Origin of the sequence: uncultured Alistipes sp. (genome assembly GCF_949296715.1) — a bacterium.
GTDB lineage: Bacteria > Bacteroidota > Bacteroidia > Bacteroidales > Rikenellaceae > Alistipes.
The window spans coordinates 16,547-37,250 of sequence record NZ_CASFQD010000006.1 but is presented as its reverse complement, the minus strand read 5'-3'; the positions used below and the strand labels follow the sequence as shown (position 1 = coordinate 37,250).

The 20,704-nt window shown below is 63.2% G+C and carries 17 protein-coding genes; 4 read left to right on the top strand and 13 right to left on the bottom strand.

Annotation, left to right across the window (positions count from 1 at the left end; translation table 11 throughout):
• Positions 1-126: 126 nt before the first annotated feature.
• The 6 genes from Q1Y33_RS00885 to dnaA form a co-directional block, all read right to left on the bottom strand.
• Entirely contained in the window at positions 127-606 is a 480-nt protein-coding gene (locus Q1Y33_RS00885) for a hypothetical protein (RefSeq protein ID WP_300797360.1), read from the bottom strand.
• Between the two features lie 4 nt (positions 607-610).
• Positions 611-1,072 carry a thioredoxin-dependent thiol peroxidase gene (bcp, locus tag Q1Y33_RS00880; RefSeq protein ID WP_300797358.1) on the bottom strand — a complete coding sequence of 154 codons (462 nt, stop codon included), beginning with the start codon at positions 1,070-1,072 and terminating at the stop codon, positions 611-613.
• 83 nt (positions 1,073-1,155) lie between these two features.
• Entirely contained in the window at positions 1,156-1,368 is a 213-nt protein-coding gene (locus tag Q1Y33_RS00875) for a hypothetical protein (RefSeq protein WP_300797356.1), read from the bottom strand.
• A 165-nt stretch (positions 1,369-1,533) separates the two neighbouring features.
• Positions 1,534-2,097 carry a carbonic anhydrase gene (locus tag Q1Y33_RS00870; protein WP_300797354.1) on the bottom strand — a complete coding sequence of 188 codons (564 nt, stop codon included), beginning with the start codon at positions 2,095-2,097 and terminating at the stop codon, positions 1,534-1,536.
• Between the two features lie 10 nt (positions 2,098-2,107).
• Entirely contained in the window at positions 2,108-3,004 is an 897-nt protein-coding gene (locus tag Q1Y33_RS00865; protein ID WP_300797352.1) for a WYL domain-containing protein, read from the bottom strand.
• Between the two features lie 184 nt (positions 3,005-3,188).
• Positions 3,189-4,601: a chromosomal replication initiator protein DnaA gene (gene dnaA, locus Q1Y33_RS00860; RefSeq protein WP_300797350.1), complete on the bottom strand. Its 1,413-nt coding sequence runs from the start codon at positions 4,599-4,601 to the stop codon at positions 3,189-3,191.
• 228 nt (positions 4,602-4,829) lie between these two features.
• On the opposite strand from dnaA, the gene Q1Y33_RS00855 reads away from it, so the two are divergent.
• The 4 genes from Q1Y33_RS00855 (at position 4,830) to Q1Y33_RS00840 (ending at position 10,796) form a co-directional block, all read left to right on the top strand.
• Positions 4,830-6,572 (top strand): phospho-sugar mutase, encoded by a 1,743-nt coding sequence (locus Q1Y33_RS00855; RefSeq protein ID WP_300797348.1) that lies wholly within the window; start codon positions 4,830-4,832, stop codon positions 6,570-6,572.
• 306 nt (positions 6,573-6,878) lie between these two features.
• The gene (locus Q1Y33_RS00850) at positions 6,879-7,856 is read left to right on the top strand and encodes a hypothetical protein (RefSeq protein ID WP_300797347.1); all 978 of its coding nucleotides are present in this window, start codon (positions 6,879-6,881) and stop codon (positions 7,854-7,856) included.
• A 626-nt stretch (positions 7,857-8,482) separates the two neighbouring features.
• Entirely contained in the window at positions 8,483-8,929 is a 447-nt protein-coding gene (locus Q1Y33_RS00845; RefSeq protein WP_300797345.1) for a BlaI/MecI/CopY family transcriptional regulator, read from the top strand.
• Between the two features lie 43 nt (positions 8,930-8,972).
• Complete coding sequence (locus Q1Y33_RS00840; RefSeq protein WP_300797343.1) at positions 8,973-10,796, top strand: M56 family metallopeptidase; 1,824 nt, start codon at positions 8,973-8,975, stop codon at positions 10,794-10,796.
• 177 nt (positions 10,797-10,973) lie between these two features.
• Here the strand turns inward: Q1Y33_RS00840 and Q1Y33_RS00835 are convergent, their stop codons facing one another.
• The 7 genes from Q1Y33_RS00835 to uvrA form a co-directional block, all read right to left on the bottom strand.
• On the bottom strand, positions 10,974-11,300 hold the full coding sequence (locus tag Q1Y33_RS00835; protein ID WP_300797342.1) for a nucleotide pyrophosphohydrolase: 327 nt from the start codon (positions 11,298-11,300) through the stop codon (positions 10,974-10,976).
• Positions 11,301-11,372: 72 nt separating this feature from the next.
• On the bottom strand, positions 11,373-13,247 hold the full coding sequence (locus tag Q1Y33_RS00830; RefSeq protein ID WP_300797340.1) for a DUF3857 domain-containing protein: 1,875 nt from the start codon (positions 13,245-13,247) through the stop codon (positions 11,373-11,375).
• Between the two features lie 4 nt (positions 13,248-13,251).
• On the bottom strand, positions 13,252-15,195 hold the full coding sequence (locus Q1Y33_RS00825) for a DUF3857 domain-containing protein (RefSeq protein WP_300797339.1): 1,944 nt from the start codon (positions 15,193-15,195) through the stop codon (positions 13,252-13,254).
• Positions 15,196-15,361: 166 nt separating this feature from the next.
• The gene (locus tag Q1Y33_RS00820) at positions 15,362-16,009 is read right to left on the bottom strand and encodes an O-methyltransferase (RefSeq protein ID WP_300797337.1); all 648 of its coding nucleotides are present in this window, start codon (positions 16,007-16,009) and stop codon (positions 15,362-15,364) included.
• A gap of 3 nt (positions 16,010-16,012) precedes the next feature.
• Positions 16,013-16,606, bottom strand: a complete 594-nt coding sequence (locus Q1Y33_RS00815; protein WP_300797336.1) for a DJ-1/PfpI family protein — start codon at positions 16,604-16,606, stop codon at positions 16,013-16,015.
• A 68-nt stretch (positions 16,607-16,674) separates the two neighbouring features.
• Positions 16,675-17,895, bottom strand: coding sequence for a pitrilysin family protein (locus Q1Y33_RS00810; RefSeq protein ID WP_300797334.1), 1,221 nt, complete (start codon positions 17,893-17,895; stop codon positions 16,675-16,677).
• The gene (uvrA, locus tag Q1Y33_RS00805; protein WP_300797332.1) at positions 17,888-20,689 is read right to left on the bottom strand and encodes an excinuclease ABC subunit UvrA; all 2,802 of its coding nucleotides are present in this window, start codon (positions 20,687-20,689) and stop codon (positions 17,888-17,890) included. Before uvrA ends, Q1Y33_RS00810 begins: the two co-directional genes overlap by 8 nt.
• Positions 20,690-20,704: the final 15 nt, after the last annotated feature.

Below are 20,704 nucleotides of genomic sequence, written 5' to 3'. Positions count from 1 at the left end.
CCCGCTGCCCGGTTTCCCGGTTGTCGGACTACCCTTCCGCTTTTCGGCGGCCGAAGCAGCCTTTCCCGCTTTGGCGGCCGGGTTGTCCGGAACCTGCATCCGCCCCCCCCCTTCTCTTTTCGAAGGCTATTTGCGGCCCCGGATGTGGTCCAGCGCCTTCTGTTGCTCGGTGCGCTTGTCGGCCCGGGCATCGCGCGGCAGCGGAAAGCGGAGCGCCCGGGCATCGAGCGCCCGGTCCGGATAGGGGCTCCACGAACGGTCCGTGTTGTTGCCCAGCGTGATGCGCAGCCGGTCGGTGACGATCTGCGGATCGCGCGGTCGGGCCGTCTCGTCGGCCGCGAGTGCCGCCTTCTCCGCTTCGTCCCGCATCCGTTCACGCAGGGCGCGGCGCGCCCGCTCGATCGGATCGACCTCGGCCTGCAGCCACCGCGTGTCGGTCCATGCGGGCAGCGAGGGTTCGAAGTAGACCTCGAGCCTCTCGACGGCCCGCTCCACCGCCGCCACGGGCCTTGCGTAGCGGACGGGCGTCTCCTGTCCCCGGGCCTGCATGGCCGGAAGAAGCGACAGGCACGCTGTCCACAGCAGTATCGCGGTGCGGCGCATCATCGGACTATTCGTAGGCTTCGAGTATCTGCCGGTAGTGGTTCTTCGTGTCGACCTTCTCGAAAATCTTTTCGATGCGGCCCTCGGCGTCGATGACGAAGGTCGTGCGCACGACCCCCATGTACTTGCGTCCGTACATCGACTTCTCGGCCCAGACGCCGTAGGCCTCGCACACCGAGTGGTCGGTGTCGGCCAGCAGCGTGAAGTTCAGCTCGTGGCGCTCGCAGAAGTTGCGGTGCGACTTTTCGCTGTCGGGGCTCACGCCGATGATGCGGAACCCGCGGCGGGCGAGCTCCTCCTTGCCGTCGCGCAGGCTCCTGGCCTCGAGCGTGCATCCCGAGGTGTTGTCCTTCGGGTAGAAGTAGAGGATGACGCGCTGCCCGCGCAGGTCGGCCAGCGTCAGCGGCTCGCCCTGCTGGGTCGTCGATCGGAAATCGGGCGCCATGTCTCCCGGCTGCAATCTGGTCATGATGTTTCGATATGGTCGGTTTACCTCTCAAAGATAGGAAAAATTCCCGTACTTTTCAGCCTTTCGTGCCGTTTTTTTGGCCGCTAATCCCACTGATAGGTCACTTCGATCTGCTCGTTGAACTCTTCCTGCGTGGCGTTGAGCCGCTTCAGGCAGGCGGGACACCGGATGGCCGTCTCGGTCTCGACGTATTCGCCGCATCCGACGCAGAGCGGCAGCATGCCGTAACCCGGCTGCATGTAGTGGTCGAACTGCGTCCCGCAGTGCTTGCATCTGATCTTGTAAGCTGTTCCCATAATCGTTGTTTTTTTAGGTTCACAATGCAAAGGAACAGCCTGCGAGTGACAGGTTGTGACACATGCCTGCCGGTTGCGATTTTTTTTCGACCCGACGGGACACACGCCGCCGGGCACTACCCTTTTGCGGGCGTGCCGACTGTCCGGACAGGCATGAGGGACGTGTTATTGCTCCGCGCCGCCGGGCTGCGGAATGGGCTGCAACTCCCCGGTCGTCGAGTCCATGATGCAGCCCCGGACGGTGATGTCGTCGGGCACGAGCGGGTGGTTGCGCACCAGGTCGACGGTCTCCAAAACGGCCGACTGCGTGTCGTCGAAGCCGTGCAGCCACTGGTCGAGGTCGATGCCGCAGTGCTTCATCAGCGTGATGTGGTGTTCGGGGATGCCGCGCTGCTTCATCAGGCGCTGCATCTCGGCGCTGTCCATGCCCTGCACGCCGCAGTTGGTGTGTCCGATGATCATCACTTCGTTGACGCCCAGCTCGTAGATCGCCACGAGCAGGCTGCGTACCGTACTGTCGAAGGGGTGCGTGATCGTGCCGCCGGCGTTCTTGATGATCTTCACGTCGCCGTTGCGCAGTCCGAGGGCTGCGGGCAGCAGCTCCACAAGCCGCGTGTCCATGCAGGTGACGATGGCGATGCGTTTGTTGGGGTATTTGTCGGTGATGAAGCGCTCGTAGCCCTTCTCGGCTACGAAGCGGCGGTTGTATTCGAGGATTTCGTCGATCATGGGAATGTGGTTATTTCAGATTTTCAGCGATGTATGTGCGGATGTGCTCGGTCAGCTCCGGGGTGTCGACCACGCGGATGTCGTCCAGCAGCCCCACGACGAAACGGCCGACGCCGGTGAAGCTGGCCACCTCGGTGTCGAGCAGCCAGCGCCCGCGGCCCAGCGGGCGGACGTCGCGCTCGGCAAGCGGATACTCCTCGCACAGCAGGTTGTAGGCCAGCAGCCCCAGCTCGAGCCGCACGCGGCGGCGCTGCGTGCCGTGCATGCGGAAGGCGTCGATGAACCCTTCGGCGTGGGCGTCGGCATGGGCCCACGGCGTGTCGGTTGGCTCGACCTCGCCGATGCGCGAGGTCTTGAAGAGCTTGCAGACGCCGTCCTCGGTGTCGTAGCACCACACCTGCACGTAGTTGGTCGTGAAGGCGAAGGGCTCGACGCGCCGGTCGCGGACCTCGCCGCCGTGGGGCGACTGGTAGCCGTGCAGGACGACCTGCCGCTGTTGTTCGATCGCCTCGATCAGGCGGTGGATGTTCGGGGCGTTCTTGCCCCGCACGACCGTGTCGGCCAGCGTGCGGTTGTCGTAGACCGAGTAGAGCTTGCGTTTGAGGTTCTGTTTCAGCAGGTTCGTGTCGTCGATGTTCTCGATGGCACGCTTGAGAATCACGGCTTCCTCCTCGGTGAAGTGCACGAGCTGCGAGATGTCGCGGAAATGGGGCGACTCCTTGTCCAGCCGGATGCAGTCGCCCGTCTTCTTGATGACGAAGCCCGCCTCGCGGAAGGTGTCGATGTAGCGGTAGACGGTGCGGCGCGACATGCCGAGCCGCTCGGCCAGCTGGTCGACGTTGTAGGTGGTGTTGGCCGTGAGCAGCTTCATGAGCCGCAGCAGCCGTTCGAGTTTCGGTTGGTCCACGTCGGAGTGATTTTCGGCAAAGATACGAAAAAGCCGTGACATGACCTGTCACGGCTTCTGTTTTTCAGCATCGGACTGCTGGGCCCGCGGTGTCTGCAATTCAGACGTGCTGTTCTTGACAGCTCCCGTTTACTTTTCGCCTCTCACCTCTCGCCTCTCGCCTTTCACCGTTCACCTTTCACCTTTATTGCGCCAGGACCTTCTTCTCGATCTCCTCGACCTGGCGACGGAAGGCCTTGTCGGTCTCGATGAGGTTCGTAACGGCCTTGCACGAGTGGAGCACCGTGGCGTGGTTGCGTCCTCCGATGGCGGCGCCGATGGCCGTGAGCGGAGCCTTGGTGTGCTGCTTGGCCAAATACATGGCGATCTGCCGGGCCTGGGCGATCTCGCGCGTGCGCTCCGTGGAGTTGAAGCGTGCGAAGTCGAGATTCAGGTATTCGCACACCACCTTGATGATGTGGTCGATGGTGATCTCCTTCTGGTAGAGCTTGACGTAGACCTTCAGAATCTCCTTCGCCAGCGACGTGGTGATCTTGCGCCCGAGGAACGAGGCATTGGCCACAAGCGACGAGATGGCACCCTCGATTTCACGCACGTTGGCCGAGATGTTGTCGGCCAGGTAGGCGACAACCTCGTCGGAGATGTCGGCGCCGAGTTTCTGGGCCTTGGCGCGGATGATCTTGACCTTCGTCTCGTAGTCCGGCGTGTTGAGCTGCGCCGAGAGCCCCCACTTGAAGCGGGTGAGCAGGCGCTGCTCGATGTCCTTCAGCTCCACGGGCGGCTTGTCCGAGGTGAGGATCAGCTGCTTGCCCGACAGCTGGAGGTGGTTGAAGATGTTGAAGAAGGCATTTTGCGTGCCGGTCTTTCCCGTCAGCTCCTGGATGTCGTCGATGATCAGCACGTCGATCATCTGGTAGAAGTGGATGAAGTCGGGAATCTCGCCGTTCTTGTATGCCGTCTGGAACTGTGCCTGAAACTTGTTCATCGAGACGTAGAGCACCTGCAGCTCGGGGTGGCGCTGGCGCACCTCGTGACCGATCGACTGCACGATGTGGGTCTTCCCGAGCCCCGAGTCCCCATATATATATAGGGGGTTGAAGGGGGTGTTTCCGGGATTAACGGCCACGGACATGCCGGCCGAGCGGGCCAGGCGGTTGCATTCACCCTCGATGAAGGTGGCGAACGTCAGGTTCGGGTTGAGCTGCGGGTCGACGACGATCTTCCGCACGCCCGGAATGACGAACGGATTTTTTATATTTGCCGTGTCGGTCCGGGCGTTGAAGCGCGAGATCGGGGTCGTGTCGGCATCGGCCGCCACGGAAACCGTCTGCGCCGCGGCGCGGGGCACGGCGTAGTGGAGCCTTGTCTGCTGTCCGTAGAGCTGCGAGATGATGGGCCGCAGGAACGGGATGTAGTTTTTCTCGATCTGCCGGACGTAGCTCTCGTTGGGAACGCGCAGACGCAGCGTCGTGCCGTCGAATTCGAGCGGGACGATGGGCTGAAACCACTTCTCGAACTCTTCGGCGGAGGTCTGGGTCCTGATCCGGTCGAGACAGTTCTGCCACATGTCGCTATATGTCTGCGAGTTGTTCAACATGATAAGGGTTGCGTCGATTTTGATGTGACAAAGTTGTGAATAAATTTGCAAAAAGATTTCCGAATTTCTGTTGCAATTATCCTTTTTTTATATATAGAAAAATAACGGTTTCCGAGGGGGGTATTTTTAACTCGTTGATATTGAATAATCGAATTTTATTTCTTATATTTGCATATAAATTTTTTGGGACGGATTGAAATCAACCTATAAATAAAACCAATAATTCTTATGGCAAACGAACTGGAACAGATGGTTCTGAAAAAGGCTCAGGCCTGGCTCGACGGAAACTACGACGAGGAGACGAAAAAGCAGGTTAAGTACATGATGGACAATGATATGAAGGAGCTTATCGAGAGCTTCTACAAGGATTTGGAATTCGGTACGGGCGGCCTGCGCGGCATCATGGGCGCGGGCTCCAACCGCATGAACGTCTATACGGTGGGCGCCGCGACGCAGGGTCTGGCGAACTACCTGAAGAAGAACTTTGCGGGCGAGCAGATCCGCGTGGCGATCGGCCACGACAGCCGCAACAATTCGCGCATGTTCGCCGAGCGCGTGGCGGATATTTTCGCCTCGAACGGCTTTACGGTTTTCCTCTTCGACGCACTGCGTCCGACCCCCGAGTTGAGCTTCGCGATCCGCGAGCTGAAGTGCCACTCGGGCGTGGTTGTCACGGCCTCGCACAACCCCAAGGAGTACAACGGCTACAAGGCCTACTGGACCGACGGCTCGCAGGTGACGGCTCCGCATGACAAGAACATCATCGAGGAGGTGGCCAAGATCACCGACATCGACATGATCCAGATGGGCCGCAATGCGGAGAACATCACGATCCTCGACGAGAAGTTCGACGAGATCTACCTCAACCGCGTGCACGAGCTGTCGCTCTCGCCCGAGAGCGTGAAGAAGTACCACGACATGAAGATCGTCTACACGCCGCTGCACGGCTCGGGCGTGCGCCTGGTGCCGGCGTCGCTGGCCAAGTACGGCTTCACGAACGTGAAGCTCGTGCCCGAGCAGGCCGTTGTTGACGGCAACTTCCCGACGGTCGAGTCGCCGAATCCCGAGGAGCGCAAGACCATGTCGATGGCCATCGACCTTGCGGCGAAGGAGGGTGCCGACCTCGTGCTGGCCACCGACCCCGACTCGGACCGCATCGGTGTGGCGCTGCGCAACAAGAAGGACGAATACGTGTTGCTGAACGGCAACCAGACGCTCGTGCTGCTGATGAGCTACCAGCTGACGCGCTGGGCCGAGCGCGGCGAGCTCGACGGCAAGCAGTATGTCGTCAAGACGATCGTGACGTCGCAGATGGCCAATGCCGTGGCCGATTTCTTCAAGGTGAAGTGCTACGACTGCCTCACGGGCTTCAAGTACATTGCCAAGATCATCCGCGAAAACGAGGGCAAGACGAAGTACATCGGCGGCGGCGAGGAGTCGTTCGGCTACCTGGCCGGCGATTACGTGCGCGACAAGGATGCCGTGTCGGCCTGCTCGCTGGCTGCCGAGGCGGCTGCCTGGGCCAAGGATACGATGGGCCTGACGCTCTTCGAGTGGCTGCAGGAGCTCTACGTGAAGTACGGCTTCTACCGTGAGGGCCTCGTGTCGGTGGTCCGCAAGGGCAAGGAGGGTGCCGAGCTGATTCAGAAGATGATGGTCGACTTCCGCGCCAACCCGCCCAAGACAATCATGGGCTCGCCCGTGGTGATGATCAACGACTTCCTGTCGCTCGAGCAGACCGACGTGAAGACGGGTGTCAAGACCCCCATCGAGCAGGACAGCAGCAACGTGCTGCAGTGGTTCACCGAGGACGGCACGAAGGTTTCGGTGCGTCCGTCGGGTACGGAGCCGAAGATTAAGTTCTACTTCGGTGTGAAGGCTCCGCTGGCTTCGGTGGCCGACTACGACCGCGTGCTCGCCGAGCTCGACGGCAAGATCGAGGCCATCAAGAAGGACCTCAAGCTGGAGTAGCCGTTCGTGCTGCCCCGCTTCCGAAAGCACCCCGGAACTTCCGCAAGGAGGTTCCGGGGCTTTTTTTTACGTGCCTACTTGGCGTCCCTTCCCTCCCTGCGTCCCGATTCTTCTTGTGCCTCGATTTCCCTGCTATCTCCCGCCTGCTTTCTCGCACCCGGCACCTTCTTGCTCCCGGTCCTCTTTGCGTCTCGCTTTCTTTGCGCCTGCTCCCCCTCTCCATGTCCCTCTTTTTTCACGGTCCGATGCGCGGAATGTTGTATATCTAATTTTTTAGTACTATTTTTACGAAAAAATTAGAACGACATGCAAAACTTGTCCTCGAACCGGATTATTGTTGTGCTGGTTGCCGTGATGACGGGCCTGTGTCAGACCTTCGCGCAGGAACCCGAACGCCTTGAGGCGGTGCTGCGCTTCGACCGGGCGCAGCGCGACACGGTCGCCGATGTGTCTGTTGCCACCCTGCCGGCTGTGGCCGATACTTCAAGCCGCATTGCCTGCAAGCTCAACCGTCGCCGCGCGGGCTTCGTGGAGGCCTACGATGCTGTGACACTCTGGAACGTGCGGCGCGTGAAGGTCAAGACGCGGCGCATGCGGCTCTCCGACACGACGGGCCGCGAACAGGTCCGGTTGCTGAAATTCTTTACCGAGCGCAACCGCCGCAAGGGTGTGCGGCCGCATCTGGTGGGCAATGCGGCCGGGTATACCTGGACGGGCGGCGGCGAGCGGCGCGATCCGCAGACGGGTGAGTGGCAGACCGAACCGTCGCGGATCAACACCTATTCGCTGCGTGCCGATTACGATTCGCTGCGACGTGTGGAGGGGTATGTGCAGGTGTCGTGGAAGCCGGGCGGCATCTGGCGCGGGCTGCCGGCGGATGCGGTCTACCTGCTTGACGACAGGCCGGTTCCGGGCAGCGTGCTCCGCTTTATCGAGGGGCTGACCCTGCGGCGGCTCGATATCTGGAACCCGGCCGATGGCGCGGAGGCCGCGGCTCGGGCCGCCTGCGTGCTGGATTCGCTGGGCGGGGCCTTCCAGCCGGCTGCCGGGGCGGCTCCCCGGGCGGTTGTGGTCGGCGAAACCTACCCCGACCGGGTGCCGCTGGTCGTCCTGGGCGGTCGTTTCTCGACGGTCGATGCGTGGCTGGCGATGTGTCGGTCCAATGCCTTTTCGACGAATGCGAGCGTCCCGATGCACTACTACTATATTTTGCCGGCCGAAGCCGTGCAGCTCTTCGGACCTCGGGGCCGCTACGGTGCCGTCTGTATTGACTTCGCGGAGTGAGCGGCGGTTGGGACTGATGGTTTTCCGGCAAGGTCTCCCGCTTTGGATTTTCGCCCTCCGGCGATCCCCTGCACGCGACGTCCAGCCTCTGTGTTGAGTATGTTCCGACGGCGGACCCGACCCCGGGGCTGTTTTTTCCGTGACGGATGTATCCATGCATCTCACTCTTGCGGCTTTTGCAGCTCCGATCGGGCAGCCTTGCTTTCCTCTGCCGTCCAGCTCCTTCTTTTTAACTGTCTTCCCCGCCGTCCATGTTCTCCCCTTTTTCGATCTCCTTGCTTTCCGCCCTGCCCCTTCCCTTTCGGTGCTTCTGTTTCCCTGACCTCGCCCCTGTGCTCACTTTATTCGCCGCACTGGCTTTTTCGCTGGTTCTTCCTCGACGCCCAGCTTCCCGTATGCCGCCCCGGTTCTCCCTTTTTTGAGGCCTTTGCTTTTCTCCCGCCCTCCCACCCCCGCCCGGTGCTCCTGCTTCCCTGTCGTCGCCCTGTTTCCTCTTTTTTTTGTGTCTTGTCCCTCTCCCCTTTCGTAATTAATATTAGCTGCGCACAATTTAACTAATAATTTAGTTGCATAATTAAAAATTTAGTTGTATGTTTGCCATACGGAAATCAACTAAATATATAGTTATGGTGGAAATCGTTAAAAACAGACCGCAGGAACTGACACGGGCCGAGCTGGAGATCATGCAGGTGCTCTGGGCCAAGGGGGCGACGGTGGTGCGCGGCATTCTCGACGAGATGCCCGACCCCAAGCCGGCCTACAACACCGTCTCGACCATCGTGCGCATCCTCGAACGCAAGGGCTTCGTGGGCCACAAGGCCTACGGCAAGACCTACGAGTACTTCCCGCTCGTCGGGAAGGATGACTACGCGAGCCGCTACATGGATACCGTGCTCGACAACTTCTTCGGCGGGTCGGTGAGCCGGCTCATGTCGTTCTTCTCGCGCCACAAGAGCATCTCGGTCGAGGAGACCGATGCCATCCTGAAGATGCTGCGCGACGGCGCCGCGGGCGATCCGAATACCGAATGTGAGCAGACAGACAGCCCCGATTGCGGCTCGCACGCCAAATAAAACAGAGAAAACCGTTCCCTGACAACCATTTCACCCTGTCGCCATGAAATCCCCCCTGCTCTATCTGCTGGAAGTGCTCTTTTGCAGCGGCCTGCTGCTGGGCCTCTACCGCCTGCTGCTCGTGCGGCGCATCCCCTACCGGGCCTGCCGCGGCTATCTGGTGGCGGCGATGGTGGCTGCGGCGGTGATTCCGGCGCTCAACATCCCGCTCTACCCTGCCGATACGGTCTTCTACCCGCTGCCGCTTGTCGAGGCGCCCGCCGAGGCCGTTTTGCCTGCCCGGGCTGCTGGTGTGGCCGCTCCTGCGGACGGTGCCGCCGGGACGGTGGCCGCCGAGGCCTCCGCTGCGCCCGGAGCAGCGTCTGCGGATCGTGCCGACGTGTGGCGTCGGGGTGTCGCGGCGCTCTATGGTGCGGTGGCGCTGCTTTCGCTGGGGCTGCTCGGTGTGCGGATGCGGCGCATCCGGCGCCTGCGTCGCCGGGCGCACCTCACACCCGCTGACGGCTATACGCTGGCCGAGCATCCCGCCATTGCGTCGCCCTTCTCCTTCCTGCGGACCGTCTTCATGAGCCCCGCGTGCACGGGTCTGCGCCGCGAGATGATCCTCTGCCACGAGCGGAGCCACGTGCGCCATGCCCACTCCGTGGAGCGGATCGCCCTTGAGGTCGTGCGCTGCCTCTACTGGATCAATCCCTTCGTCTGGATCGCCGGGCGCTGGCTCGAGGAGGTGCAGGAGTGGGAGGCCGATGCCGATGTCCTGAAGGCCGGGTACGACCTGACGGCCTATCGAACCGTGATCTTTCATCAACTCTTCGGTTATAATCCGGATATGACCTGCGGGTTGAACCATTCATTCACCAAAAACCGATTTCTTATGATGACACGATTCGAAATGCACCGCCATGCCTTGTGGCGTCTCGGTGCTGCCATCCCCGTGGTGGCCGGAATGATGATGCTTTGCAGTTTTACGGTGCGGACGGCCGAGCCCCCTGTCGCGCAGCAGGCGGTCCCGGCTGCGGAGGCGCCGACCGCTGCGACGCCGGTTGCAGACGACGCTCCGTGCGGCGATGCCTGTACCGTCGTGGTGCGCATGAGCGGCGAGGAGCTGTGGGTCGACGGCGTACCCTGCACGAAGGAGGAGATGGTGCGGCGCATTGCCGACAAGCGCGACCGGCTTCCGGCCGAAGAGCGGTCGCGGCTGACTGTCGAAATCCGTGCGGACGGGGCCGTGCGCATGGGTTCGGTCTCCGATGCGAAGGCGGAGCTGCGCGAGGCCGGGACGCTGCGCGTGCGCTACAGCCTGCACGGGGAGGGTGTGGAGCGGCTGCTGCCGCCGTCACCCGACATGGCGGACAACGGCAGGGTCGAGGTCCTTCCCGTCGTCGAAGCTACGTTTGGAACCGGGGAGGAGCCGGCGAAGGGGGCCGGGTTGGCGATTGCGCAGCGCAACTGTTTTCAGGTGCTTGTAAATGAACGGATCGAGATGCAGGCCGGGCTTGCCGCTCGAAAAACGTCGGTCTCGACGGAGGAACTGACGGCCCGTGTCGCGGAGTTCCTGCGCAATCCGTCGGATGATGCCGCCCTATCCGAACGGCGCGTACAGGAGTTCGAACTGCCCGACGGCCGCCGGGAGCGGTATGCCGTCAGCCGGGGCATCGTGCTGCTCGATACGACACCCGAAACGTCCTATGACGCTTATGTCGGTGTGCAGCAGGCTTTGACGAAGGCATACACCGGGCTGCGCGACGACCTTGCCCGCCAGTGGTTCGGCAAATCCCTCGACGCACTGGACGAGAAGCAGCGCGCGGTCGTGCAGCGGGCCGTGCCGATCGCCGTCTCCGAGGTCGCCCCGAAGCGGAGCCGCTGATCCCTCCGCGGATAGGACTTTCCGTTGCGACCGGCCTGCTCTGCCTGTCTTGGCTGCCCTGCCGTCGGAGGCCGCGTCCGCGCCAAACCATACGCTTTCCACCATAAGCGGACCCCGTGTCGGAGGCCCTTCGGGGTCCCGGCACGGGGAATTTTCTGTGCGGATGTGTGCAGGCGGTCAGCCGCGCAGCTTCTCATTGTGCAGGTGGCGCTCCCGGTCGCGGGAGGTCTTCTTGGCGAAGTTGGCCTCCATGGCGGCCGTGAGGTCCACGCCCGTCTGGTTGGCCAGGCAGACGAGCACCCACAGCACGTCGGCCATCTCGTCGGCGAGGTTCGCGTTCTCGCCCGCCTTGAACGACTGGTCGCCGTAGCGGCGGGCCATCACGCGGGCCAGCTCTCCCACCTCTTCCGTGAGGCAGGCCATGTTGGTCAGTTCCGAAAAGTAGCGCACGCCGTATTCGTGAATCCAGGCGTCGACGCGCCGTTGCAGCTCCTCGAGTTCCATGATATGCGGATTTTGCGGCAAGTTACAAAAAAATCGCTCGTCTTCTCTCTGTCCCTCCCCTTCCTCGTGAGGTTACTGCCGTTTTACCACGATGCTGGCACCGTAGACCTTCCGGCAGGCGTTGAGCAGCGCCTTGTAGGCCTCGAACTCCCCGCGCGGGAACGTGCCCGACGACTTCATGATCCGGCACTCCGCCGTGATGGTGTTCTCTGCGGTGCCGAGCGTCAGCGTACAGCACCCGAAGAGGTTGTCGAGGCTCTCCGTGCGGGGCAGCGCCTCGATGTGCATGTTCTCGGGCAGGCGGATCGTGATGCGCTCCGTGTCGCAGTAGCCGGTTTCGCGGAAGAAGTCGTTGGTGCGCCTGCGGGCCGTCGGGACGGTCGGTTCGCGGAAGGGAAAGAGCGGCACGAAGCCCCGCTCGCCCGAGAAGCTGACGAAATGCGACGCCGTGAAGTCGTAGGCGATCTCGATCGAGGGGATCGGCGTCTTGTGTTCCGTGCAGACGATTTGCGAGATGGCGGCCGTCGGGAGCTTCAGCTCCCGGGACAGGTAGGTGGTCCGGTCCCGGGCGTCGAGTTTCGGGAATCCCATCTTCCATTCGTACTGCACGGCCTCGTAGCGTTCGGTGATGTGCCCCGCGACCGAGCCGTCGGGTGCGACGTCCAGCTCCACGTGGCGGACCATGCGGTTCAGCGTGTCGGCATACCGGGGCAGCGTCGTGAAGACGCCGCCCTCGCGCGTGATGAGGATGGCGTCGTGGCCCGCGATCCCTTCGTGGACGTATCCGAACGGAACCTCCGTATTCGTACACTCGAGCCACAGCGTGTCGGCCGCAAGCGGGACGCGCAGGATGGCGTGGTTGGCCTGGTTCGCCGAGGCGAAGTCGCGGAACATGCGCGGCCGGTCGAGGTGGATGATTGCATAGTCCGAGTCGATGCCGCATTCGGCAAGCATGGCGCGCAGGTAGTTCGACAGCGCCTTGCAGTCGCCGAACTTCGTGCGGAAGACCTCGGCGGCCGGCATTGGCTGAAGGCCTCCGATGCCCAGCTGGATGCTCACGTAGCGGGTCGAGGCTCCCAGGTAGTCGTAGAGCGCGCGGACCTTCTCGCGGGGTGTCGCCAGCGTGTCCGTAAGGGCATGCACCTCCCGGCGGAGGGCGTCGGGCAGGGCGTCGCGCCCTTCGAGCAGCCCCCGCTGCCAGGCGCCGAACGACCTCCAGTCGTGCATGCTGCCCTGCGTCTGCCCGTAGCGGAAGTCATACGGCACGGCGAAGACCATCGGCAACAGGTCGATCAGCCCGGGCATCATCTCCTCGGCCTCCACGGCGGGCAGCTGCTCCAGCCGCCAGCGGTAGATGTCGCACCCCTTCTCCGTGCGTTTTTCGGGCTCGCCGATGCGGCAGCATTTGTAGCCGACGGGGGTGCCGGCCGGCACCGAGAGCGAGTAGGTCGCCTCCTCGAGCGATGTGGCCGTCGAGGTGACGGGAAGGAACGGCACGAAGGAGAGAATCCCGTCGTTGCAGGCGGTCTCGTACTCCACCTCGACGGTGTAGGGCACCGTCGGAGAGAGGATTTCGAGCGTGTAGTAACCCGCATCGTCGGCCAGGCCCGACGAATACTCGCTGTATTTCAGCTCCGAGCGTTTGAGCTTGCGGATCACCTTGCCGTGGGCGTCGCGCACCGTTCCCGCAAAGCTCTTCAGCGCGCTGTTGCGGTCCACGACACAGGTGAAGAACCCCTTGCGGGCGGCCGCCTGCCGGAGGATTGTGATCTGCCGGCGGTGCTTCTCGACGAGGCTGCCCGGCGAGGTGTAGATCACTTCGGTCGCGTCGTGCCGCACGACGGCGTCGCTCTCCGCAAGCAGGGCCTCGGGGATTTCGTCCGCAGGCTGCGCCGCGGCAACGAGCGGCAGAAGGCCGCCCAGCAGCATGACAAGGAATCGCAGCATGGCCCTACTGTTGTTTGCGGAGGACGATCCTGCTGTTGCACATGTCCACCACGGCGCCGTAGAAGGCCTGCAGGTCGGCGTACTCCTCCGGCAGGAAGATGAGCCGCTTCTGACTGAAGCGCATGTTGAACTGGATCACTCCGTTCGTTGCCTGGGCCATGTAGAAACAGGTGATGTCGCCGTCGAACGCATTGAACCGGGCCGCCCGGGGCAGCTCCTCGACCACGTAGCCCTCGGGCAGGCGGAGCACACCCTGCATGGTGTAGGAGGTCGGGTTGTCGAATTCCACGGGATATTTCCGTTCGGGGCTCTTGAAGGGATTTTCCGTCAGGAACGGGATGATGGTCGCATTGAGGTAGATGAAATCCCCCGCCGTCTCCGGCTCACGGGTCATCGTGAATTCCTGCGTGAGGTGCGCGCTGCGCAGGCCGTTGATCGTCAGGCTGTCGATCCGGATGTGGTGCTCCTTCTCCAGCGCCTCGACATATTCCTCCTCCGACCGGGCGTCGCTGTAGTCGGAGCTGCAGCGCATGGCCGGTACGTTGGTGTACCGTTCGGTGACCCGTCCGTGCACCGAGAGCTCGGGATCGAATCCGAGCGTCATGTTGACGTGCGTGCTGCCCGGGGCGAGCCGCGAGAGGTCGCACCAGCCGACATCGCCGTTTACGCCGTAGATGCGCGCACGGTCCACGAGCAGCTCGGTCGGCAGCAGGTCCACGTCCGAATCGGGGTCCGTGCCGTCGAGGTAGGCGAACTTCCCGTCGTCGAGCGTCACGCGCAGGAGGAAGGTGCCGATGCCGTCGAACGAGGCGTGCGCCAGGGGCAGGCGCCCTCTGGACCGGGGGTTGAGCAGCAGGGGCACGACCTCGAATCCCGCATCCCTGACCGCGGCCATCAGCACGGAGTTGATCTCGGCGCTGTTGCCCGTGCCCTTGTCCGCGGCATTGCGCGGCGAGGAGCTCATCAGACGGTATTTCCCGTCCCACTTCATGTGCGACTGCACGAGACGCAGAATCTCATGCAGCGTCTGCCGCGGCGCGAGATTCCGGGCCACGATGGCGGCGGTCTCCTCCTTGAAGGGGTTGCCCATGCGGATGTTGTTGTTGAAGTCGGTCTCCGCGAGGGCCTCGTTGACATCCTTCCATGTCAGGGAGAAGTTCTGCACGGCCGAGAACGGCATGGCGATCTGCGACAGCTCGAAGTCGATCATCGACCGGAACTCGTTGCGGCTCCAGACGAAGGGCTCCTTTTTCAGGGCGGGGATGTCCCGGCCTTCGGCCTTGATCTCGCGCACGTTGTACGAGACGTCCGTCCCGGCGATCCGTCCGGCTATGGTGTTCTCCTGCATGTCGATGGAGAGATACCCTTTCGTGTTGACGTTGAAACGGAGGTATTCCGGAATCTCGACCGTCGCCTTCATGTAGACGGTGGGAATATCGTGCTGCACGATGACCGGCGGAATATAGGTGACGAAGTCCGAATTCATGCGGTAGTGGTACTCGATGACGGTTCCCTCGCGCACCTCCGGGATCGAGAACTTCAGCATCCACTGCTCATCGCCGACCTCCTCGCGGAAGAGGTACTGTTTCTTGAACGGGGTCTTCACGATCTTGCCGTCCACGAGGTTGTAGGCCGCGGCATCGAGGTTGGCGTAGTTCTCCTGCTGGAAGATATACGGCAGATTGATGTCGGCATACTCCCTGCCTTCCGCCTTGAGGACCTTCAGGCGGATGTAGTAGTCGGTCATGCGGGTGAACTGGTTGCCGATCAGGTAGTAGGTGCGGAGCTCCTCGTAGAGGATCACGGCCTCGGCATCGGGGTCCCTGTCGTAGCGCTCCATGCGGAGCTCCTCTTCGGAGACCTTGCCGAAACGGTAATCGGCTTCCTGGGCTTGCAGGAGGGATACGGCTGCCAGCGTCGCGGCGAGCGACAGAATGAGTCTTTTCATGGCGGGCAATTTTGATTGGTCCCGTGAAGATAGGAAAAAAATCGTGAAAACGCTCCGTCCGGCTTCCGAAATGTTGCGTCCGGGCCCCTGCCCGGACGTTTTTGTTGCGGCCGCTGCGCCTTATGGACGGATTTGACCTGCCCGGTCCGCCGAAGGCCCTTCCCGCCTACCGCACCCGGATGAGGTTCAGCCCGTCGCGCAGCGGGACGATGACGTTCTCGACGCGCGGGTCGCCGACGACCATGCGGTTGAACTCCACGAGCGCCTGCGTGTGGCGGTCGTTGTGGGCTACGGGCTCCACGACCTTGCCCGACCAGAGGATGTTGTCGGCGATGAGCACCGAGCCGCTGCCGACGAGCGGCGGCGTGCCGCGGTCGCCCATCAGCATGCGGTAGTAGTCGGGGTATTCGCGCTTGTCGCCGTCGATGAAGACCAGGTCGAAGCGTCCGCCGAGCGCCGGGGCGATGTCGAGTGCCGAGCCGATGTGCAGGCGGATGCGGCCTCCCCAGGGGCTGCGGTCGAAATAGGACTGCGCCACCTCCTCGAGTTCGTCGTCGACCTCGATGGTGTGCAGCTCGGCGCCGTCTTCGAGCCCCGCGGCCATCGAGAGGGCTGAATAGCCCGTGAAGGTGCCGATCTCGAGCACGCGCCGCGGGCGTACCATCCTAACGAACATCTCGAGCAGCCGCCCCTGGATATGCCCCGAGAGCATGCGCGGCGCCACGGTCCTGAGGTTCGTCTCGCGGTCCAGTTCGTGCAGCAGCGCCTCCTCGGGCTCCGTGTGGTCGTGGATGTATTGTTCCAGCGCGTCCATGATTTATTTCCGGTATAATCCCTGTTTGTTGAAGGCGTAGGAGGCCGCGATGGCGTCGGGAATATCGGCATTGAGTGCCGAAAGGTATTCACGGGTGAATTCGAGATATCCGGAGCCGTTTGCCGTGATGAGATTCCCGTCATGTACGGCCTGCCGTTCCTCGTAGAGTGTTTCGCCGGAGTAGTTTATACCGCCCCACAAACGGAGTTGTTCGAGCGTGTTGCCGGTGTGATGTACTGTGTTGAGGAACCCGTGGGCGGCGAGGAACGATGCAGCGTTGCAGATTGCCCCGACGACCAGTCCCCGTCGAAGAGCCTCCTCGACGAGTGGAACGACCTCCTCGGCTTCGGGGTTCGTCCAACCCATTCCGCCGACGAGCACCACTCCGGCGCATGCTTCGGGCAGAGCCGACAGATCGCTGTCGGGTCGGACGGCCATCCCGCCGATTGAACGGACGGGACGTCCGCCGGGTGTCGCGTAATGGGGTTCGTAACGGCCTGGACGTCCCGGCATGACGCCGCCGCGAAGTGCTGAGGCGAGGAATGCTCCCTCCCAGTCGGCGAATTCATCGAGTAATACGAAAAGTACGGTTTTCATGTATTTGATTCCAGCGTTTTTGTGTTTCGATTTTTGGGGCTGATCTTTTTTCCGACCGGTCATTCCCGTTAGTGGTATACCAACTTCGACATGTCCGAAAAGACCTCTTCGGCGATTTCGGTTAGTTGCGTGGCGGTCAATTCGCGGACCCGGGCGTAGACCTCCTCCATCGTGTCGACGCTGTCGTGCACCAGCAGGCTCTTGCCGGCGCTGAGCATGTAGCTTTCGTTGCTCTCGCTCGAGATGGCCAGCTGTGCGATGAACTGCTTTTTGGCCATCGAGAGCTGCCGTGCCGTGAGCGGCGTGGTGCGCAGGCGGTGCAGCTGCTCCTCGATGAGCTCGATGCACTGCGCGGCGTTCGCATGCTCGGAGCTGAAGTAGATCGCCGCGATGCCCGTGTCGCCGTAGGGCGTGTAGGTCGCCTCGATGTTGTAGGAGAGGCCGTGGCGCTCGCGCACGACGACGTTCAGCAGCGAATTGGCGCACGGACCGCCCAGAATGTTCGTCAGCAGCGAGAGTTCCAGCCGCCGCTCGTCGCCGATGCCGCAGGCGCGGTTGCCGATGATGCAGTGCGTCTGGTGCGTGTGCTTCGTGACGCTCTTCTCGAAGGGACGGTATGCCGCGGGGGCCTTGCGCTCGAAACCCCGCACGGAGGCGGGCTGCGCGGCCAGGTAACGTGCGGCGACCGCCTCGGCGGTGCGGGCCGGGAAGCTGCCGATCGACGAGAAGACCATGCGGTCGGTCGTGTGCGTGCGGGCCGTGAAGGCGCGGATCGCGTCGCCGTCGTAGCGCATCAGCGCGGCCTTGCGCCCGAGGATGTTGTGGCCGAGCTCCGACCCCTCGAAGAGCATGTCCTCGAACGTGTCGTAGATCATGTCGACGGGTGAATCCTTGTAGGTGTTGATCTCGTCGGCGATCACCTCCTTCTCGCGCTCCAGCTCCCGTTCGGGAAAGGTCGAGCGGAAGGCGACGTCGGCAATCAGCTCCACGGCCTTCGGAAAGTCGCCCCGCAGCGTCGTGGCGTGGATCGTCGTCTCCTCCTTCGTCGTAAAGGCGTTCAGCTCGCCGCCGAGGTTTTCGAGCCGGCAGTTGACCTGCCAGGCGCGGCGCCGCTGCGTCCCCTTGAAGAAGGCGTGCTCGGTGAAGTGCGCCAGTCCGTATTCGTCGGGCCGTTCGTCGCGGCTCCCCGCGCCGATCACCAGCGCGCAGTGCGCCACCGACCCCTTTACCTGGCGGTGGATGCCCCGGATGCCGTTGGGCAGCGTGTATGTCGTGAATTCCCTATTCATCGTTCAGTTTTCCGCGTTTGGCCAGAAAGGCTCCCGTATGGCTTGCCGCGCAGTGCTCCAGCTCGCGCGGCGTCCCCTCGAAGACGACGCTGCCGCCGCCGCTGCCCGCCTCGGGCCCGAGGTCCACGACCCAGTCGGCACACTTGATGATGTCCATGTTGTGCTCGACGATGACGATCGTGTGGCCCCGTTCGATCAGGGCGTCGAACGCCGCGAGCAACTTCGAGATGTCGTGGAAGTGCAGTCCCGTGGTCGGCTCGTCGAAGATAAACATCACGCCCCCCTCCGTATTGTCCTTCGTGAGGAACGAGGCGAGCTTCACGCGCTGGCTCTCGCCGCCCGAGAGCGTCGAGGAGGACTGTCCGAGCTTGATGTAGCCCAGCCCGACGTCCTGCAGCGGGCGGAGCCGCTCGACGATGCGGCGGCACGTGGCGTTCCGCTCGTCCTCGCCGAAGAAGGCCACGGCGTCGTCGACGGTCATCTCCAGCACGTCGTAGATCGACCGCCCGCGGTATTTGACCTCGAGCACCTCGTCGCGGAAGCGCTTGCCGCCGCACGCCTCGCAGACCAGCTCCACGTCGGCCATGAACTGCATCGAGACCTTGATGACCCCTTCACCCTGGCACTCCTCGCAGCGGCCGCCCGCGACGTTGAACGAGAAGTGCGCCGGCGTGAGGGCGTTGTGCTGGGCATAGGGCTGGTCGGCGAAGAGCTTGCGGATTTCGTCGTAGGCTTTGATGTAGGTCACGGGATTCGAGCGCGACGACTTGCCGATGGGGTTCTGGTCGACCATCTCGACCGAGCGCAGCAGCCGCACGTCGCCGTCGATCGTGTCGAAGTCACCGGGCTTGACGCCCGTGTCGAAGAGCATGCGCCGCAGCGCCGGGTAGAGGATGCCCTTCGCGAGCGACGACTTGCCCGAGCCGCTGACACCCGTGATGCAGGTCATCACGCCGAGCGGGATGCGCACGTCGATGTTGCGCAGGTTGTTCTCGCGGGCCCCGCGGATCGTGATCGAGCGGCTCCAGCCGCGCGGCGCCGGGGGCGGCGTGATCGACCGCCGTCCGGTGAGGTAGTCGGCCGTGAGGCTCCCCTGCGCTTCGAGCAGCTGCGGCAGCGGTCCGCTGAAGACCACCTTGCCGCCCTGATAGCCCGCCTCGGGACCGATGTCCACGATCCAGTCGGCGGCGCGGATCACCTCCTCCTCGTGCTCGACGACGATCACCGTGTTGCCCAGGTCGCGCAGCTGCCGCAGCACCTTGATAAGGCGGTTCGTGTCGCGCGGGTGCAGGCCGATCGAGGGCTCGTCGAGGATGTAGAGCGAGCCGGTGAGGTTGCTGCCCAGCGAGGTCGAGAGGTTGATGCGCTGGCTCTCGCCGCCCGAGAGCGTCGACGACAGGCGGTCGAGCGTCAGGTAGCCGAGCCCCACGTCGGCGAGGTATTGCAGGCGGTTGCGTATCTCGGTCAGGATGCGCGCCGCGGTCTTCGTATCGTGCTCGTCGAGCGTGAGACCGTTGAAGAAGGCGATCAGTTCGTCGACCGGCATGGCCACCAGGTCGGCGATCGTCCGCCCGCCCACACGCACGTAGAGCGCCTCGCGGCGCAGGCGCGAGCCGCCGCACTCCGGGCAGACGGTCTTGCCCGTGTAGCGGGCCTTCATCACGCGGAACTGGATCTTGCGCCGCTCCGAGTCGATGTAGGCGAAGAAGTCGTCCAGCCCGTGGAAATATTCGTTGCCGCGCCACAGCAGCCGTTTCTGCTCGGCCGTCAGCGCGTGGAAGGGCGTGTGGATCGGGAAGTCGAACTTGTCGGCGTTCTCGACGAGCTTCTCCTTCCAGCGGCGCATGGTCTCGCCGCGCCAGCAGGCGATGGCGTCCTCGTAGATGGTCTTGCTCTTGTCCGGCACGACCAGGTCCTCGTCGATGCCGATCACCTTGCCGTAGCCTTCGCAGCGCGGGCAGGCGCCCAGCGGGTTGTTGAAGCTGAACAGATGCTCCGTCGGGGGTTCGAACTCGATGCCGTCGGCCTCGAAGCGCGACGAAAAGGTCTGCTCGCCCGCCTCGGTGATGAGGCGGCAGACGCCGTCGCCGTAGGAGAAGGCCCGGGCCACGGAGTCGCGGATGCGGGTCTGCGTGTCGGCGTCGTCGGCCACGCGCAGGCGGTCGATCACGACGCTGAACTGCGACGGGTCGCTCTGCGGCCCGATCTCGGGCAGCACCTCCTCGATCAGGCGGGTCGCCCCCTGCGTATGGAGGCGCAGCAGGCCGTCGGCGAGCAGCAGCGTCAGTTTCTCGATGATCCCCTGCCCCGGGGCCAGCACGAGCGGTGCGGCGATGACGGCGCGGCTCCCCTCGGGCTGCGCGAGCAGCTGCGCCGCGACGTCGTCCACGCTGTAGCAGCGCACCTCCTGTCCCGAGACGGGCGAGAAGGTGTGGCCCGCGCGGGCGAAGAGCAGCTTGAGGTAGTCGTAGATTTCGGTCGTCGTGCCAACGGTCGAGCGCGGGTTGCGCGTGTTGACCTTCTGCTCGATGGCGATCGCCGGGGCGATGCCCGTGATGATGTCGACGTCGGGTTTGTTGATCTTGCCCAGGAACTGGCGCGCATAGGCCGAGAGGCTCTCGACGTAGCGGCGCTGCCCCTCGGCGAAGATCGTGTCGAAGGCGAGCGTCGATTTGCCCGAGCCCGAGAGGCCCGTGATGACGACGAGCTTGTCGTGCGGAATCTCGACCTCGATGTTGCGCAGGTTGTGGACCCGCGCCCCCTTGATGTATATGCTGTTGCGGTGTTCTTCCATGGTGTGTCGCGTTTG

Excerpts from the sequence above, each read along its gene's own strand:
- Q1Y33_RS00885 (WP_300797360.1), bottom strand. The coding sequence starts at position 606 with ATGATGCGCCGCACCGCGATACTGCTGTGGACAGCGTGCCTGTCGCTT.
- bcp (WP_300797358.1), bottom strand. The coding sequence starts at position 1,072 with ATGACCAGATTGCAGCCGGGAGACATGGCGCCCGATTTCCGATCGACG.
- Q1Y33_RS00875 (WP_300797356.1), bottom strand. The coding sequence starts at position 1,368 with ATGGGAACAGCTTACAAGATCAGATGCAAGCACTGCGGGACGCAGTTC.
- Q1Y33_RS00870 (WP_300797354.1), bottom strand. The coding sequence starts at position 2,097 with ATGATCGACGAAATCCTCGAATACAACCGCCGCTTCGTAGCCGAGAAG.
- dnaA (WP_300797350.1), bottom strand. The coding sequence starts at position 4,601 with ATGTTGAACAACTCGCAGACATATAGCGACATGTGGCAGAACTGTCTC.
- Q1Y33_RS00855 (WP_300797348.1), top strand. The coding sequence starts at position 4,830 with ATGGCAAACGAACTGGAACAGATGGTTCTGAAAAAGGCTCAGGCCTGG.
- Q1Y33_RS00850 (WP_300797347.1), top strand. The coding sequence starts at position 6,879 with ATGCAAAACTTGTCCTCGAACCGGATTATTGTTGTGCTGGTTGCCGTG.
- Q1Y33_RS00845 (WP_300797345.1), top strand. The coding sequence starts at position 8,483 with ATGGTGGAAATCGTTAAAAACAGACCGCAGGAACTGACACGGGCCGAG.
- Q1Y33_RS00840 (WP_300797343.1), top strand. The coding sequence starts at position 8,973 with ATGAAATCCCCCCTGCTCTATCTGCTGGAAGTGCTCTTTTGCAGCGGC.
- Q1Y33_RS00835 (WP_300797342.1), bottom strand. The coding sequence starts at position 11,300 with ATGGAACTCGAGGAGCTGCAACGGCGCGTCGACGCCTGGATTCACGAA.
- Q1Y33_RS00830 (WP_300797340.1), bottom strand. The coding sequence starts at position 13,247 with ATGCTGCGATTCCTTGTCATGCTGCTGGGCGGCCTTCTGCCGCTCGTT.
- Q1Y33_RS00825 (WP_300797339.1), bottom strand. The coding sequence starts at position 15,195 with ATGAAAAGACTCATTCTGTCGCTCGCCGCGACGCTGGCAGCCGTATCC.
- Q1Y33_RS00820 (WP_300797337.1), bottom strand. The coding sequence starts at position 16,009 with ATGGACGCGCTGGAACAATACATCCACGACCACACGGAGCCCGAGGAG.
- Q1Y33_RS00815 (WP_300797336.1), bottom strand. The coding sequence starts at position 16,606 with ATGAAAACCGTACTTTTCGTATTACTCGATGAATTCGCCGACTGGGAG.
- Q1Y33_RS00810 (WP_300797334.1), bottom strand. The coding sequence starts at position 17,895 with ATGAATAGGGAATTCACGACATACACGCTGCCCAACGGCATCCGGGGC.
- uvrA (WP_300797332.1), bottom strand. The coding sequence starts at position 20,689 with ATGGAAGAACACCGCAACAGCATATACATCAAGGGGGCGCGGGTCCAC.